At 26.7% G+C, this 14,165-nt stretch carries 23 protein-coding genes; all 23 read right to left on the reverse strand.

Annotation, left to right across the window (positions count from 1 at the left end):
* Nucleotides 1-12 precede the first annotated feature (12 nt).
* Nucleotides 13-882, reverse strand: coding sequence for a polyprenyl synthetase family protein (locus I4V51_RS07435; RefSeq protein WP_195987697.1), 870 nt, complete (start codon nt 880-882; stop codon nt 13-15).
* The gene (gene xseB, locus I4V51_RS07440; RefSeq protein WP_195987698.1) at nt 872-1,087 is read right to left on the reverse strand and encodes an exodeoxyribonuclease VII small subunit; all 216 of its coding nucleotides are present in this window, start codon (nt 1,085-1,087) and stop codon (nt 872-874) included. The genes I4V51_RS07435 and xseB overlap by 11 nt, the downstream gene beginning before the upstream one ends.
* Nucleotides 1,065-2,300, reverse strand: coding sequence for an exodeoxyribonuclease VII large subunit (gene xseA, locus I4V51_RS07445; protein ID WP_195987810.1), 1,236 nt, complete (start codon nt 2,298-2,300; stop codon nt 1,065-1,067). The genes xseB and xseA overlap by 23 nt, the downstream gene beginning before the upstream one ends.
* Nucleotides 2,290-3,144, reverse strand: a complete 855-nt coding sequence (locus I4V51_RS07450; protein ID WP_195987699.1) for a tetrahydrofolate dehydrogenase/cyclohydrolase catalytic domain-containing protein — start codon at nt 3,142-3,144, stop codon at nt 2,290-2,292. The genes xseA and I4V51_RS07450 overlap by 11 nt, the downstream gene beginning before the upstream one ends.
* Before the next feature lie 40 nt (nt 3,145-3,184).
* Nucleotides 3,185-3,589, reverse strand: a complete 405-nt coding sequence (gene nusB / locus I4V51_RS07455; protein WP_195987700.1) for a transcription antitermination factor NusB — start codon at nt 3,587-3,589, stop codon at nt 3,185-3,187.
* A gap of 351 nt (nt 3,590-3,940) precedes the next feature.
* Entirely contained in the window at nt 3,941-4,330 is a 390-nt protein-coding gene (locus I4V51_RS07460) for an Asp23/Gls24 family envelope stress response protein (RefSeq protein ID WP_195987701.1), read from the reverse strand.
* Nucleotides 4,331-4,413: 83 nt separating this feature from the next.
* Nucleotides 4,414-4,941 (reverse strand): SpoIIIAH-like family protein, encoded by a 528-nt coding sequence (locus I4V51_RS07465; protein WP_195987702.1) that lies wholly within the window; start codon nt 4,939-4,941, stop codon nt 4,414-4,416.
* Nucleotides 4,942-4,979: 38 nt separating this feature from the next.
* Nucleotides 4,980-5,597 carry a stage III sporulation protein AG gene (gene spoIIIAG / locus I4V51_RS07470; RefSeq protein ID WP_195987703.1) on the reverse strand — a complete coding sequence of 206 codons (618 nt, stop codon included), beginning with the start codon at nt 5,595-5,597 and terminating at the stop codon, nt 4,980-4,982.
* A 26-nt stretch (nt 5,598-5,623) separates the two neighbouring features.
* On the reverse strand, nt 5,624-6,208 hold the full coding sequence (gene spoIIIAF / locus I4V51_RS07475) for a stage III sporulation protein AF (RefSeq protein WP_195987704.1): 585 nt from the start codon (nt 6,206-6,208) through the stop codon (nt 5,624-5,626).
* Between the two features lie 4 nt (nt 6,209-6,212).
* Nucleotides 6,213-7,406 carry a stage III sporulation protein AE gene (gene spoIIIAE, locus I4V51_RS07480; protein WP_195987705.1) on the reverse strand — a complete coding sequence of 398 codons (1,194 nt, stop codon included), beginning with the start codon at nt 7,404-7,406 and terminating at the stop codon, nt 6,213-6,215.
* 8 nt (nt 7,407-7,414) lie between these two features.
* Nucleotides 7,415-7,798 (reverse strand): stage III sporulation protein AD, encoded by a 384-nt coding sequence (gene spoIIIAD / locus I4V51_RS07485; protein ID WP_195987706.1) that lies wholly within the window; start codon nt 7,796-7,798, stop codon nt 7,415-7,417.
* A gap of 9 nt (nt 7,799-7,807) precedes the next feature.
* A complete protein-coding gene (gene spoIIIAC, locus I4V51_RS07490; protein WP_195987707.1) occupies nt 7,808-8,005 on the reverse strand; it encodes a stage III sporulation protein AC in 198 nt (65 codons plus the stop codon).
* A gap of 18 nt (nt 8,006-8,023) precedes the next feature.
* Nucleotides 8,024-8,542 carry a stage III sporulation protein SpoIIIAB gene (spoIIIAB, locus tag I4V51_RS07495; protein ID WP_195987708.1) on the reverse strand — a complete coding sequence of 173 codons (519 nt, stop codon included), beginning with the start codon at nt 8,540-8,542 and terminating at the stop codon, nt 8,024-8,026.
* The gene (gene spoIIIAA, locus I4V51_RS07500) at nt 8,527-9,450 is read right to left on the reverse strand and encodes a stage III sporulation protein AA (protein ID WP_195987709.1); all 924 of its coding nucleotides are present in this window, start codon (nt 9,448-9,450) and stop codon (nt 8,527-8,529) included. Before spoIIIAA ends, spoIIIAB begins: the two co-directional genes overlap by 16 nt.
* A gap of 249 nt (nt 9,451-9,699) precedes the next feature.
* Nucleotides 9,700-10,065 carry a CD1247 N-terminal domain-containing protein gene (locus tag I4V51_RS07505; RefSeq protein WP_195987710.1) on the reverse strand — a complete coding sequence of 122 codons (366 nt, stop codon included), beginning with the start codon at nt 10,063-10,065 and terminating at the stop codon, nt 9,700-9,702.
* Between the two features lie 193 nt (nt 10,066-10,258).
* Nucleotides 10,259-10,816 carry an elongation factor P gene (gene efp, locus I4V51_RS07510; protein WP_195987711.1) on the reverse strand — a complete coding sequence of 186 codons (558 nt, stop codon included), beginning with the start codon at nt 10,814-10,816 and terminating at the stop codon, nt 10,259-10,261.
* Between the two features lie 164 nt (nt 10,817-10,980).
* On the reverse strand, nt 10,981-11,352 hold the full coding sequence (locus I4V51_RS07515; protein WP_195987712.1) for a hypothetical protein: 372 nt from the start codon (nt 11,350-11,352) through the stop codon (nt 10,981-10,983).
* Complete coding sequence (locus I4V51_RS07520) at nt 11,345-11,737, reverse strand: hypothetical protein (RefSeq protein ID WP_195987713.1); 393 nt, start codon at nt 11,735-11,737, stop codon at nt 11,345-11,347. Before I4V51_RS07520 ends, I4V51_RS07515 begins: the two co-directional genes overlap by 8 nt.
* Entirely contained in the window at nt 11,715-12,347 is a 633-nt protein-coding gene (locus I4V51_RS07525; protein WP_195987714.1) for a hypothetical protein, read from the reverse strand. Before I4V51_RS07525 ends, I4V51_RS07520 begins: the two co-directional genes overlap by 23 nt.
* A 13-nt stretch (nt 12,348-12,360) precedes the next feature.
* Nucleotides 12,361-12,804: a hypothetical protein gene (locus tag I4V51_RS07530; protein WP_195987715.1), complete on the reverse strand. Its 444-nt coding sequence runs from the start codon at nt 12,802-12,804 to the stop codon at nt 12,361-12,363.
* Entirely contained in the window at nt 12,801-13,292 is a 492-nt protein-coding gene (locus I4V51_RS07535; RefSeq protein ID WP_195987716.1) for a prepilin-type N-terminal cleavage/methylation domain-containing protein, read from the reverse strand. Before I4V51_RS07535 ends, I4V51_RS07530 begins: the two co-directional genes overlap by 4 nt.
* Complete coding sequence (locus tag I4V51_RS07540) at nt 13,285-13,713, reverse strand: hypothetical protein (RefSeq protein WP_195987717.1); 429 nt, start codon at nt 13,711-13,713, stop codon at nt 13,285-13,287. Before I4V51_RS07540 ends, I4V51_RS07535 begins: the two co-directional genes overlap by 8 nt.
* A gap of 9 nt (nt 13,714-13,722) precedes the next feature.
* Nucleotides 13,723-14,160, reverse strand: coding sequence for a type II secretion system protein (locus I4V51_RS07545; protein ID WP_195987718.1), 438 nt, complete (start codon nt 14,158-14,160; stop codon nt 13,723-13,725).
* Nucleotides 14,161-14,165 lie beyond the last annotated feature (5 nt).

A 14,165-nucleotide genomic window follows, 5' to 3' on the forward strand; every position in this document is an offset into this window, starting at 1 on the left:
TCATTCCTTCATTTAGTTTTCTCTGTCTAAAAGTTCCTTAGTTAAAACCTTTAAAGCTTCAGTATCTACAGATAAACTATCTAATATCTCAATGCTTTCTTTTGTTAGCCTCTCGCATTCCTTAATGCAATACTCTAACCCATGCATTGTAATAAAGTTAGTTTTATTGCTTTCCTCATCACTCAAGACATTTTTTCCTAATTTTTCTGTGCTTCCTATAACATCTAAAATATCATCTTTTATTTGAAACGCTAAGCCTAAATTTTCACCAAACTTATCTAATTTAATAATATCTTCTTTTGATGCATCTCCAAGTATTGCCCCTGCTAATATAGAAACTTTAATAAGCGCCCCTGTCTTTTTCATATGCATATATTTAAGTTCATTTTCACTTATTTTTTTACCTTCATTAATTATATCTACTACTTGCCCGCCTATCATACCTTCTGGTCCTGCTGCAGATGCAATCATTTCTGCTGCCACTAATGCGTTTTTATCATTTTTCAAAGCAAACTTCATCATTAAATTCATAGCTTCATTTAAAAGCGCATCTCCCGCTAATACTGCTATATTTTCACCATATACTTTATGATTAGTAGGCTTTCCTCTTCTAAGATCATCATTATCCATACATGGTAAATCATCATGTATTAATGAATATGTATGAATCATTTCAATAGCTGAAGAAAATTCTAATATTTCTCTCCAGTTTTCTTTATACATACTATACGTTAAAAGCATTAATATAGGTCTTATTCTCTTACCTCCAATATTAATACTGTAGCTTGCTGAATCATAAATAACTTTATTGTAGTTCCCCTTATTCTTAAAATAATTTGCTAAAAATTTATTTATATCATTTTTCATTTCATTAAATATCATTTTCTTTCACCACTTCAGCATTTTCTTTAATTGTTAAGAATTTGCCCTCTAACGCATCTAATGTCTTATATAATTTATTAACGATTTTGCTTCCCTTTTCATATTCTTTCATAGCATCTTCTAAACTTAACTCTTCATTTTCTAATGTAGACAAAATAACTTCTAAATTATTTAACATATCATTATAGCTTTCCTTCTTTGCCATGACAAAATCCTCCTTTTTCTGTAGGAGTAAAATTTCCTTTTACATACCCATCTTCCATAGAAATTTTTATTTCGGTATCACCTTCAAAAAACTCTTTACTTTTAACTAATTTGCCATTTCCATCCTCTATTATAGCATAACCTTTTGCTAAAATATTTAAAGGATTATGGGCATTTAATATATTATTTAACGAGAATATCTTCTCTTTATTGCTCTTTATCTTAAACTCTAATATCTTTTCTATTTTTTCCTTTAAATTATCAATCTCTAAATATGCATTTACAATTCTATTGCTTGGTGAATTTAAACTTAAAATTTTCTCTAAACTTTTAACCTTTTGATTTTCTTCTTTAAGTCTATCACCTATTATAGTACTTAATCTATCTTCATAGTTACTAATCTGCTTATATTGATCTACTTCTAAAGGTACAACTACTTCAGCTGCTTGTGACGGAGTGGCTGCTCTAAAATCTGCTACAAAATCTGATATAGTAAAGTCAACTTCATGACCAACGGCTGATACAATAGGTATTGATGATTTAAAAATAACATATGCTAATGGCTCTTCGTTAAAGTTCCATAGTTCTTCCATGGATCCTCCACCTCTACCTATTATAATAACATCTACATTTTTCTTTTTATTAAAATACTCTATACCTTCAATTATAGTTTTATATGCTCCCTCCCCCTGTACTAAGGCAGGATAAAGAATAATATCAACTTTTGAATTTCTTCTTCTTATAACATTAATTATATCATGTATAGCAGCACCAGTTTCTGCCGTTACAATGCCTATCTTATATGGATTTTTAGGAAGGGGTTTTTTAAACTCTTCTTCAAAATACCCCTCCCTACTTAACTTTTCCTTTAACTTTTCAAATTTTATGTGAAGTTCCCCTAGACCTTCTTGTTCTATCCTATCACAATATATCTGAAATGTTCCATTTGCAGTATATACAGACGCTCTTCCTGATACTATTACAGCCATTCCTTCTTGTAATACTATATCTAAATCAAAGCTTTTACTTTTGAACATAATACAATTAATCTTACTATTCTCATCTTTTAATGAAAAATAAATATGCCCACTAGAATGATATTTTAAATTTGAAATTTCTCCTCTTACAGAAAGGTTATTTAATATGAAATCATTATCTAATACCTTTTTTATATAATTATTAACTTCTGATACTGTTAAAGTTTTAATTTTCATTTTCATACTTTTCTAAAGCCTCACATACATTCTTCATTAAAAGAGTTGTTGTAAGAGCCCCAACACCACCTGGAACAGGTGTAACAAAAGCAGCTTTATTTATAACTTTTTCAAAATCAACGTCACCAGTAATTTTTCCTTCTACAGAATTAGTTCCTACATCAATAACTATTGCACCATCTTTTACATAGCTATCATCTATAAACTTTGCTTTTCCTATAGCAACAATTAAAATATCTGCTCTCTTACATACTTCTTTTAATTCTTTAGTCCTTGAATGGCAAATTGTAACTGTACAATTTTCTTTAAGCATTAATGCTGATGCTGGCTTACCTACTATATTACTTCTTCCAACAACAACAACTTCCATTCCCTCTAAGTTTATATCTAAGCTCTTTAATATTGTTAATACTGATTTAGGAGTACATGGCATAAAAGTATCTTCTCCCATATACAATTTACCTTGATTAACAAATGTTAAGCAATCTATATCCTTCTCTGGAGATATTGATGATATTATTTTCTTTTCATCCATGTTTTTAGGTAAAGGTAACTGAAGTATTATTCCATTAATACTATTATCATTATTTAATTCTTCTATTTTTTTTACTAATTCAATTTCTGTTACTTCTTCACTTAAATGAATTCTCTCAAACTCTAATCCTAGTGAAACTGCCACCTTTTCTTGATTATTTAAATAAAATAATGATCCTCCATCATTCCCAACTAATATAGATGCAACCTTAGGAGTATTTATTCCTTTTAACTTTCTACTTTCTACAAAGTTTTTTATATCTTCCTTAACTCCTAAAGCTATAACTTTACCATCTATTCTATCACCCATGTTTTTGCCCCCTCTAACTCTCTCGAAAATAATTTTTCGTTTATAAACTTTTTAAGACTTTATCTAATACTCCGTTAACAAATGAACAGCTCTTTTCATCTGAATATTTTTTAGTTAATTCAACTGCCTCATTTATTGCTACGCTACCTGGAACATCCTCAACAAAAAGCATTTCTCCTACTGCTAATCTTAATATTGTAATGTTAACTTTAGAAATTCTATCTAATTTCCAATTTACTAAAGCATCTACTATCTTACCATTAATAACTTCTAAGTTATCAGTAACTGTTTTTACAACATTTTTTATATATTCTACGTCTATAGTATTTAAATCCATCTCATAATCTTCGATAAAATTTTCTATTGTTTCCTCATAACTATTTTTGCTAAGTTCCATGCTAAAAAGCAACTCCATTGCTTTTTCTCTTGATTTCTGTCTTTTCATAACTTCCTCCTGAGTATATATAATATACATTAATCTCTTTATTTGTATTATAAACTTATATTACATTAATTAAACATATGTATATTACAATATTATCTTATTTATGTCCATAAAAAATAACTTTTATGGCTCAACTTTTACTATTATAAATAATTTTTATAAAATTTACTATCTAAAAATTTTATTTGATAGTTAGTAGTTGTAAAATTTTCACCTATTTTAAGATGAAATACAACAAAAAATGGCCCCTAGATAAGAATTCCAACCTTCATCTTAAGAATTCAGTTTATGTAAACATTATATTTTTTCTATTACAATGAGAAACCCTCTGTTTAACAGAGGGTTTTTTTACTAAACTTCTAATGTTTCCTGTTGCTCCTGCTTTGGAACAAATATGTTTTGAACATTGACATTAACTTTGTCAACCTTTAATCCAGTCATAGCTTCAACAGTCTTTTTTACATTTTCTTGAACTGCACTTACTACCTCTGGAATTTTCATACCATACTCTACAGCTACATTTAATTCAATTATAGCCTTATCCTCTTCTAATGTAACTTTTACACTCTTCCCACTAGAAGACTTTTTACCTTTTAATATTTGTGATATGTTACTTGAAACTCCATGTGGAACTTCAACGATTCCTTGAATTTCATCTGCTGCTATTTCCGCTATAACACTTACTACCTCATCAGAAATTTTAACAATTCCTATAGTAGATTCATTGTTTACATTTTCCATGCCTTAACCTCCTTAAGGTTTATTATATAAACCTACTTTTCCTTATGTTTATTATAGCAAAAGAGCCTTTATATTACAACGAATTATTTCATTGATGTTATATCTACATCATTTAATGTAGTAATATCTTCAACAACTTTCTTAATTGAAGCTGAATTTTCTTCAGTTAAAACATCTTCTACTTTAACATAAACCTTAACTGTTTTATTCTCATTAATCATACAAAGAGCATCTTCATAACCTTTATTTCTAATTTCTGATTCAACCCTACTTTCTTGATCTTTCATCTTAGCCTTTTCAACTAATGCATTATTTGCTATATCCTTTGATTCTTGTGATGCATTAGCATCCTCTGTAATAGCCTTCATATCATCTACATACTTTTCATCTTGTTGCTCTTTAGTTAATCTCATGCTATAAAAATATTCTGTTGTACTTAAAGTTTCTTCTGTTGCTGAATCTGTTTTAGTATTGTCAGTATTTTGTTTTAATACAGCCTCTAAGCTTGTTGGATCGTTATATCCATTTTCATTTAGCTTCATAGATAGCACTCCAACACATACTATTAAAGCCATAAGTGTAAAAATAATCCCAAATTGTTTTTTTGTCATTTTTAATTCCTCCCATTCTTTTTATATAACATTATATGCTAGCTACCCATAGGATATACATTAACCTTATCTAAACTTAAATTATAGAAGCTTGATACAGCTTTTTGTATATCATAAGTTATCTTATTGCTCTTTGCTCCTTCTGCAACGATTATTATACCTGTAATCTGAGGCTTATAAGTTTTCGTTATAAAAGGTTCACTTGTATTTGAATCATTTTGCATTACAACTGTTGCACCCTCTGTTTCTTGCTTTGTTATCCTTGTTCCTCCATTATTATCTTCCTCTTGTGTTTCAGATGTTTGAGTATTTGAGTTTGTAGCTGGTACTAATACTTCACTGCTTTCAAAATAAATCTCAACTTCAACCTCACCCACGCCATCTATTTTAGAAAGTATACTTTTTAATTCTTGCTTTTTTTGTGTTTCATAATCTAATAGTTCTTTAGATGTTGTAATACCTTCATCTCCAGCAACTTCCTGTGCTCCACTAGGTGTGTTATCAACATTCCCCTTACTTAATCCAGCATCATCTCCCATAAAATTACTTACCGCTAGCCATAAAAATATAATTACAAGTAATACTATTAAGCAGTTAACAAACTTTTTATTTTGCATTAGTTTATTCATTTCACCATTAAATTTATCTTTATCCATACCTCTCTTCACCCTCCTATCTTTTTCTATTTTCCCATACTATATAACTTTATTTTTTCTGGTGGTATTTTAAAAACTTCTGATAAATAATTTTTTATTTCCTCTGCGTTTTCTACTTTTCCATCATTAGATACTGCTTCTTCACTTTCCTCATCTATATTAATTTTAATGCTGTCAACTATTTTTATTCCATTTTCCTTTACACCAACTTCTAGACTCTCTATGCTATATGTCATACTCTGTAAATTTATTTCACATTCAACATTAGATTTAAAATCTTTATTTGAAAATTCTTCCTTAAGTAAGCTATCACAATTGCTATTTAAATTATTTTTAAAAGATTCTATTTGATTTTTGCTTACATCCTTTTCATTTTCACTAGTAGTTCCTTCATAAAACATGCTTTCATAATTCTTTATTGTATTTACTAACTCTTGTTCTCCACCAGTAAAAAATTTTATAATTGGATTTATCATTACTGAAATCAATATAAGACCTAATACAAATTTTATATACTTCTTCATTGAATTATCTGGAGAAATTATATCTACTGCAGTCATAAATATCATAGTTGCAACTAATGTTATAACAAAATTATTTATATACTCCATCACCTTAACCTCCTATAACAAATTTACCTGCAGATATCATAATTGATATAAGAATAAAGAACATTATACTTACACTTACTACACAGGACATTATAAGCACTAATGATTCTCCTGCTGCAGCTATAGAGCTAGTAATTCTTTTATCTGTTATAGGTTCAAGTAATGCTGCTGAAAGCTTAAATATAAGTGATGATAATATTAATTTAATAATAGGATATAAAATTATTAATATTATAACTATTAATCCAATAGATCCAATGGCATTTTTTATAATCAATGAATATCCTGCTACAGATGCTATAGCATCTGAAAATGACTTTCCTACTATTGGTATAAAATTATCAACAGCAAATTTAGTTGTCTTTAAAGTAACTGCATCTATTGTTGAAGAGGTTATACCTCTAATTGTTAATACACCAATAAAAATTGTAAGAATAATTCCCTGAAGCCATACAGTAGATTTTTTTACCATTCCACATAAATTGGATAGTTTTGCTTCAGTTGAGATATTATTTGTAAACTGCAATACAAATGTTATTAATATTAATGGTATTATTACATTTATATATATTTTAGGAATTAATATTGTAGCTCCAAGTATTATTGGATCCATTGTAGCTGCTTGAGTTAATCCTCCAGCTGCTGCTAGCATCAATACTAATACTGGTAAAACCTTATCCATAAAATCTGCTATTTGAACAATGACATCCTTTGCTAGTGATATTGATATAATGAAAGTTTTTGATAGTAATATTATTAAAATTGCATAACAAGCATAAAAAGCTACTTGTGATACTCCCTCACTAGAAAAAGAAGATTGTATATTTTTAAACAATGAACATATTATTCCTATTGCAACAATTGAAAATGCTAATGCTAACACGGTTTTTACTTCTCTAAAAAACAAACTTATTACAGCATTTAAAACTGTTGAAAATGATATATTTCCTTCTCCTGTTTCTATATAACTTTGTATATAACTTATAGGGTCTAGTTCATTAACAAGTTCTACATCACTTTTCATTGTGTTTATATAATCATATAAGCTGTTAAGCTTTGATTCTACCTCTTCATCATTGGTTACAGTAGTAAGTTCTTCTGCATAAACAACTTTATTGGGAACTATAGAAATTCCACTAACTGTTAGAATACTGATAATTGTCAAAGACCAAATTATCTTTAAAATATAGTTTCTCATTTTCTCACCTACAATATCTGAAGAATTGAATTCAATACAGCCATTAAGATTGGAATAGCTAGTCCTAATATCATAATTTTCCCTGCAAATTCAACCTTAGTACCTATACTTCCTGCACCAGAATCCTTACATATTTCGCTGCAAAATGATGTTATATAAGCTATTGCAAGAATTTTTAATACAATACCAATATATACAGTGTCTATATTAGCTTTATTTGCAATTTCTTTAATAAAATCTATTACATCTCCTAACTGTCCTATCATATAAAGGAATATTCCTATTCCAGCTGCGAGAACTACAAACAATCCAACTTCTGATTTCTTATCTTTCAATAAAAGGAATATGAATAACGCAGTAAAAGCAAAAAATGCAACTTTAATTATCTCCATAAAGCCCACCTAAAAAGTAAACATAGTTTTCACAGTATCAAAAAGATTTGATATCATTCCGATAATAGTAATTAATATAATAACCATTCCTGCTAAATTAGCTAATACTGCAATTTCATCTTTCCCATTTCCTTTTAATACTTTTTCAATAACCATAAGTAAAATTCCCATTGCACCGATTTTAAATAATAAACTTACATCAAACATAATAAATTATATCCCCCCTTAGATAAAAAATATTGCTAGCATCGCACCAATAGACAATCCCAACGTTCTATATAATTTAATATTTTCTTTTTCAAACCTTCTAGCTTCCTTATAATTTACATCTATATTATCTAATGCTACTTTAAATATTTTGTCTTGTCCTGTTACTCCAGATGAACCAAGAGTTTTAAAAAAATCACTTATAATTTTATGATCATCTACACTTAAATTTACTTTTTCTGCTATTTTTGTATAAGCACTTTCAAAGCTCTCATATATGCTCCCCGTATAACCATTGTCAAGTGTAAATGCCATATCAGTAAATATCTCTGAAACTGGCTCTGAAACCTTTTTGCTAATTTCTAATAAGGCTTCTGGCAATGGAGTATTAGAATATATAATCTCATTACTTAACAATAATAAACTTTTTTGAAACTCCTTTAAATGTATACTTCTTCTTTTGTAATTTTCTCCATAAAAATAACCTACAAATGTACAAATTAGAAACATTAAAAAAATCATTACATTTCTAAGCATTGTAATTCCTTCCCCCTATTTACCTTATAAACTTTTTCTATAGTTCCAGCCCCCCTTCGATTGCTTAAGACTATAACTCTTTCTAGCACACAATTATCTATTAATTCTTTGAAAACTTTTCTATTATAAATATCATCTATATCATAACCATGTACTGTAACTATAATATTAACTCCTGAATTAAAAGCCATATTCAGTGCTTCTAAATCACCTTCTGTTCCTATTTCATCACATATTAATACTTCTGGAGAAAGACTTCTTATAGCCATAATCATTCCTGACTTCTTTAAACAATTATCTAAAATATCAGTTCTAATTCCTACATTCATTTGAGGAATCCCATTATAACAAGCAGCAATTTCACTTCTTTCATCTACTATTGTTACTTTTTTTCCTTTTAAATTTATTTGATACATTCCATTTGATAAATTTTTTGCTATATCTCGTAATATTGTTGTTTTCCCACATTTAGGAGGAGATACTATTAATGTATTATATACTCTATTATCATTTGTAATAAATCTCATTACTTTATTAGATGAACCTATAACCTCTTTACATATTCTTATATTCAATGATGAGATATTCTTTATAGTTCTAACTTCACCTTTTGATATTACGCACTCTCCAGCAAGTCCAACTCTATGTCCTCCTTTTAATGTAATATATCCTTGCTTAATCTCTTCTTCAAATGCATACAATGAATAATTAGAAATTTTAGTTATCATATACCTTAAATCTTCTCTCGTAGGAATATAATCTAACACTTTTTCTTGAAATGATAAATTTAATATTATTGGCTTTCCAACTTTAATTCTTATTTCCTGTATTCCATCCGCCATTAAAAATTCCTTGATACTATTTCCTATAGTTTCCGGAAGTATTTTATAAATTTCCTCGTATCTCATATCATCACTTCCTTAATTACCTTTCTCTTTAATTTTTATTTCACATAATAGCTAATTATTCATACTATAAAAAAAATATGTAAATTATTTCTTTAAAACATATGTAAAATAAATATCTATAATAATATATTTACTTAACTACTTATAAATTCCATAAATTTAATTAAAAAAACACAAGTTATTGTAAACTAGTTACAATAACTTGTGTTTTTGAAAATAAGTATATTTTATAAAAAAAATATATATGTATTATTCCTTAGCTATACCTCCACAAAATGGACAAGGAATAGCATTATTATTCTTTAATGCTTGCTGTTCTACAAATAAAGGTTTGCTACATTTTTCACATTGGATCTCAATATATTCATCTTCTAATTCATTTAAATCATCAAATGATACTTCCTCAAATAGTTCCTCTTGTATATCTGTTAAATCATTATCTATATATTCTATATTTTCTTCTAAATATTCTTGTCTTGAATTTAACTCCTCAACTTGTGAAGACAACTCTAACAATATATCACTTAAAGAATTAAATATATCAGCATATTTTTCATCTTTTATCTCATTTATTTTGGTTTTAACTTTATCTATTTTAGTATATATTTCTCTCATACTTTCACTTCCTTTGAAGAAATTATTTTATATATATAATTATACCCTTATTTAATAACTAAATCAAAGATTGATATCAAACACACTGCTCATTTCAATCGTAGGTGTAAGCTCGAATAACTAAATCAAAGATTTAGATTCTCGCTTATAAAAAAACAAATGCTAAGTTAAAAACCTAGCATTTACTTTAAGACTAAACTCTTTCCATGTATTCCCCAGTTCTAGTGTCTACTCTTATAGTATCACCTTCGTTAACGAACATTGGTACATTAACAACTGCTCCAGTTTCTAATGTAGCTGGTTTCATAGCGTTTGTAGCTGTGTTACCTTTTATTCCTGGGTCAGCTTGAGTTATTAATAATTCAACAAAGTTTGGTGCTTCAACTGAGAATGCATCACCTTTGTAGAATTTGATTACTGCAAACATATTTTCTTTGATGAACTTTATAGCATCTTCAACTTTTTCATAGTTTAATGGAATTTGCTCATAAGTTTCTTGATCCATGAAGTAGTATAACTCTCCATCAGAATAAAGATATTGCATTTCTTTTCTTTCGATTACTGCTTCTTGTAATTTTGTAGTTGGGTTGAAAGTAGTATCTGTAACCCCACCTGAAATAACGTTTCTTAACTTAGTTCTAACGAAAGCAGCTCCTTTACCTGGTTTAACGTGTAAAAAGTCTATTACTGTAAACACTTGTCCTTCATGCTCAAAAGTAGTACCTTTTCTTAAATCACCTGCTGATATCATAAAAAATTCCCTCCAAATCAATTGAATTCATAGTTATTATGACCTTTATTTTTAACAAATAATCATAATTATATATGTCGTTTAGTGACACAACAAAAATATTCTATCAAAATTACTAAAGAAATGCAATTATTTCATCAAGAACATGAAAATTTTTAATAAAATTAACTATATAACTCCAATATTACTGTTAAAATATTATCTTTTCCACTAATATCATAATTGTATATTTCAAATTTTTCCAAATTATTCATTAATTCTTCTATTTTTTCATTCTTCCCATTTATCATTATTTTAACAGACCATTTTTCACCTAAATCTTCTACTTCTAATATTTCAATATCTTCATCTATATTTATGTTATTATTTATCTCATTAAACGTTAATTTTCCCGAACTAACACACTTTACTGTTTCTATATTTTCTACTTTATTCTCTGTATTAAAATAATAAAACATAATTCCAATTTGAATAATAGTTATAACAACTAATATTTGTTGTTTGTACTGACTTAAATCTATATTTAATCTATTCATATGATATGTTCACTACCCTTTTATCATCATAATTAGTAACCTTTTTAATTTTTGCACCTAACTTTTCTATTTCTTTAATATTTTTATCTTTTTCATATGTTATTTCAGCAGTATTATTTAAAACTCTAAAATTAATGCTATCTTCATCATATAAACTTATCCATTTTAATATTTCTTCTTTTTCAATATAATTTTTATTAGCCTCTGGAATATATTCTTTTTCATCTCTTTGTTTATATATACTTTCAAGATTAAAAAGCAATAAAATTATATTTAATAACATTAATAACTTATATCCCTTTTTATTTTCTTCACTTTCTTTAGATTGTATTTTTTCAACAAACTCTTTAGGAATAAAATCTCTATACTTTAAATACTTTTTCATTTATTATTTCTCCTATGTCAAAGGATATAATATGTAGTCTATCTCTTAGCTCTTCCGGAATAATATTTTCATCTTTTTTACTGGTAATTAAAATATCTCCCTTTTTAATATTGCTTAATTCATTATAGAAATTAAAATCAACCTTATTTTTTATTAGACTTTTAACGATAAAATTTTTTTCTACATTTATTAAATATATAAGTTCCCTTAACTCAATTATTATAATGTAATCTTTTATCTTTTTTATTTTGGCTTCTACTATGCTCTTAATATAAAATTGAATTGGTTTTACTTTAATAACTTTTGCTTCAATAATTAGATTTTTTACTTTTCTTCCATTACCCATTGAATACAAATATAATTTTTTTCTTTTTTTGTCATGTTCATAATGAATTAAAATATCATTCTCATCACCATATTCCTCTTTTACTATTTTACCAACAATAGACTCCTTAACTTTCCTTATATTTTCGAACTCTTTAATTAATATATTTTCTTCAAAAATAAATAAATCAATTTCTTTTTTCACAACATTTTTAATTGTAATTTCATCATATAGTTTATTTTTAAATATAAAATCATCCTTAGTAGAAACTATAATATCTTTCATATTATTCTCCTTACTATACCATATAAAATATTTTATATAACTTAGGCCTAAAAATAATTTCTACCTCTTCCTTATCATTTTTAATAAATAAAATATCAATCTCTCTTATACTCTCTACTTTACCAGTAAATCTCTCTTTTAAATAAAGTTTTCCTTCTTCTATAATAAACCTAAAATTTTCATTTTTACTAAAAACATATTCATAGTTAATATTTAAGTCTTCCTTATATCCATATATAAAACCCTCTACTTCTTCATTATTCCCTATTAAACTTACTACCTCATTTAATAAACCATACTCTAAATCATTTACATAAAAAATATCTTCTTTTATTTCATAAAGATCGTACTTACTTAAATTAGATATTATAATCTTAGAATTATAAATTATTAATATAGTTAAAATATTTAATAATATTAATACCTCTAGCATTATTACACCTTGCTTCTTTCTCATATACACCGTCCTCTTGATTTAGATGATGTATTTTCTATATAATAGTAAATCAAATTTTTCTTACGTATAACCTGAAAATTTTTAATCTTATCTAATAGTGTATTATCTCCAACAGAAACTATTTCTCCATTATAATTTAAAGTTCTAACAACAATTCTCTCATCTTTTAAGTAAATTATTTTAATAGAAATTTCTCCATTTATATCTTTGAAAGTTACTACTATATTATCTGACTTAATATCATTAGTTAATTTATCTGTAAACACCTTATTTTCTTCCATAGAAACTATTCCATTGCTATTGCATATAGTATCTATATTTAGTAATGCATTATCAAACTTATCTTCACTGTAACACATATTAATATTAATAAAATAATCTTTTATAGTTTCATAAGAAAGGGTTAATGTTACTCCTCCTAATAAAAGCACTATTGCTAAAATTATAACTACTTCAATCAATGTATATCCCTTTTTATATTTACTCATAGTAATCCATCCACCTATATTTACTAAACCTTCTATCTAAACTATCATCTTTAGTATCTAAGATAAGTTCTATTTTAATATCTATTTTATTGGGATCTTCTGTTGAAATTGCTTTAATTATTATTTCATCACCTTTTGGCATTTCTCCTAAATCCCATCTTGATAAATCAAATATAAAGTCATCATAAACTTCTAATCTTAAATCTGAAGTATTTGTTAAAGCTAATATATCTTCCATTGTCATATTATATTTTACTTCTTGCATTATACAATAAATAATTCTATTTCCTTCTTCTATTTCCTTACGTCTAAAAGAGCTTTTTATATTTTCACCTATCAATAATGCCACTATTAAAAACATTGATAAAATAATATTAACTCCTACTATAGTTTCTATAAAAATACTTCCTTTCTTTTTCACTTTTATACTTTATTCTCCTTCATAAGCATTAACTGTATCTATTCCAGTAGCAATTGTAACCCTATATACATTTCCATCTTTATCTATTATTCTTATAGTATCTGATTTTATATGCCCTAATTTATTTATATCTAAGCGATTATTGCTAGTAAATTTAAACCCATCTTGTAATGATATACTCTTTACTACAGTACCCTTTTCTGATGTATCTTTAAAAATTATTTTTCCTTCATTATTATTAATTTCAATTTCTCCATAACTTTCATTATGTTTACAATAATACTTACTATAACTAATTAAATTGCTTATCTCTGTCATAATCCCCTTTCCTTTAATCCTACTTGTAATATCTTTATAAGATTTAGCTATATTCAATGTTGGCAGAATTAATATTGTAATTATTGCTAATACCAAAATAACCTCTATCAATGTATATCCTTTTTTCACTTTTA

The sequence above is a fragment of the Clostridium sp. D53t1_180928_C8 genome (assembly GCF_015667795.1).
Lineage (GTDB): Bacteria > Bacillota > Clostridia > Clostridiales > Clostridiaceae > Clostridium.

Excerpts from the sequence above, each read along its gene's own strand:
- I4V51_RS07435 (WP_195987697.1), bottom strand. The coding sequence starts at position 882 with ATGATATTTAATGAAATGAAAAATGATATAAATAAATTTTTAGCAAAT.
- xseB (WP_195987698.1), bottom strand. The coding sequence starts at position 1,087 with ATGGCAAAGAAGGAAAGCTATAATGATATGTTAAATAATTTAGAAGTT.
- xseA (WP_195987810.1), bottom strand. The coding sequence starts at position 2,300 with ATGAAAATTAAAACTTTAACAGTATCAGAAGTTAATAATTATATAAAA.
- I4V51_RS07450 (WP_195987699.1), bottom strand. The coding sequence starts at position 3,144 with ATGGGTGATAGAATAGATGGTAAAGTTATAGCTTTAGGAGTTAAGGAA.
- nusB (WP_195987700.1), bottom strand. The coding sequence starts at position 3,589 with ATGAAAAGACAGAAATCAAGAGAAAAAGCAATGGAGTTGCTTTTTAGC.
- I4V51_RS07460 (WP_195987701.1), bottom strand. The coding sequence starts at position 4,330 with ATGGAAAATGTAAACAATGAATCTACTATAGGAATTGTTAAAATTTCT.
- I4V51_RS07465 (WP_195987702.1), bottom strand. The coding sequence starts at position 4,941 with ATGACAAAAAAACAATTTGGGATTATTTTTACACTTATGGCTTTAATA.
- spoIIIAG (WP_195987703.1), bottom strand. The coding sequence starts at position 5,597 with ATGGATAAAGATAAATTTAATGGTGAAATGAATAAACTAATGCAAAAT.
- spoIIIAF (WP_195987704.1), bottom strand. The coding sequence starts at position 6,208 with ATGGAGTATATAAATAATTTTGTTATAACATTAGTTGCAACTATGATA.
- spoIIIAE (WP_195987705.1), bottom strand. The coding sequence starts at position 7,406 with ATGAGAAACTATATTTTAAAGATAATTTGGTCTTTGACAATTATCAGT.
- spoIIIAD (WP_195987706.1), bottom strand. The coding sequence starts at position 7,798 with ATGGAGATAATTAAAGTTGCATTTTTTGCTTTTACTGCGTTATTCATA.
- spoIIIAC (WP_195987707.1), bottom strand. The coding sequence starts at position 8,005 with ATGTTTGATGTAAGTTTATTATTTAAAATCGGTGCAATGGGAATTTTA.
- spoIIIAB (WP_195987708.1), bottom strand. The coding sequence starts at position 8,542 with ATGCTTAGAAATGTAATGATTTTTTTAATGTTTCTAATTTGTACATTT.
- spoIIIAA (WP_195987709.1), bottom strand. The coding sequence starts at position 9,450 with ATGAGATACGAGGAAATTTATAAAATACTTCCGGAAACTATAGGAAAT.
- I4V51_RS07505 (WP_195987710.1), bottom strand. The coding sequence starts at position 10,065 with ATGAGAGAAATATATACTAAAATAGATAAAGTTAAAACCAAAATAAAT.
- efp (WP_195987711.1), bottom strand. The coding sequence starts at position 10,816 with ATGATATCAGCAGGTGATTTAAGAAAAGGTACTACTTTTGAGCATGAA.
- I4V51_RS07515 (WP_195987712.1), bottom strand. The coding sequence starts at position 11,352 with ATGAATAGATTAAATATAGATTTAAGTCAGTACAAACAACAAATATTA.
- I4V51_RS07520 (WP_195987713.1), bottom strand. The coding sequence starts at position 11,737 with ATGAAAAAGTATTTAAAGTATAGAGATTTTATTCCTAAAGAGTTTGTT.
- I4V51_RS07525 (WP_195987714.1), bottom strand. The coding sequence starts at position 12,347 with ATGAAAGATATTATAGTTTCTACTAAGGATGATTTTATATTTAAAAAT.
- I4V51_RS07530 (WP_195987715.1), bottom strand. The coding sequence starts at position 12,804 with ATGAGAAAGAAGCAAGGTGTAATAATGCTAGAGGTATTAATATTATTA.
- I4V51_RS07535 (WP_195987716.1), bottom strand. The coding sequence starts at position 13,292 with ATGAGTAAATATAAAAAGGGATATACATTGATTGAAGTAGTTATAATT.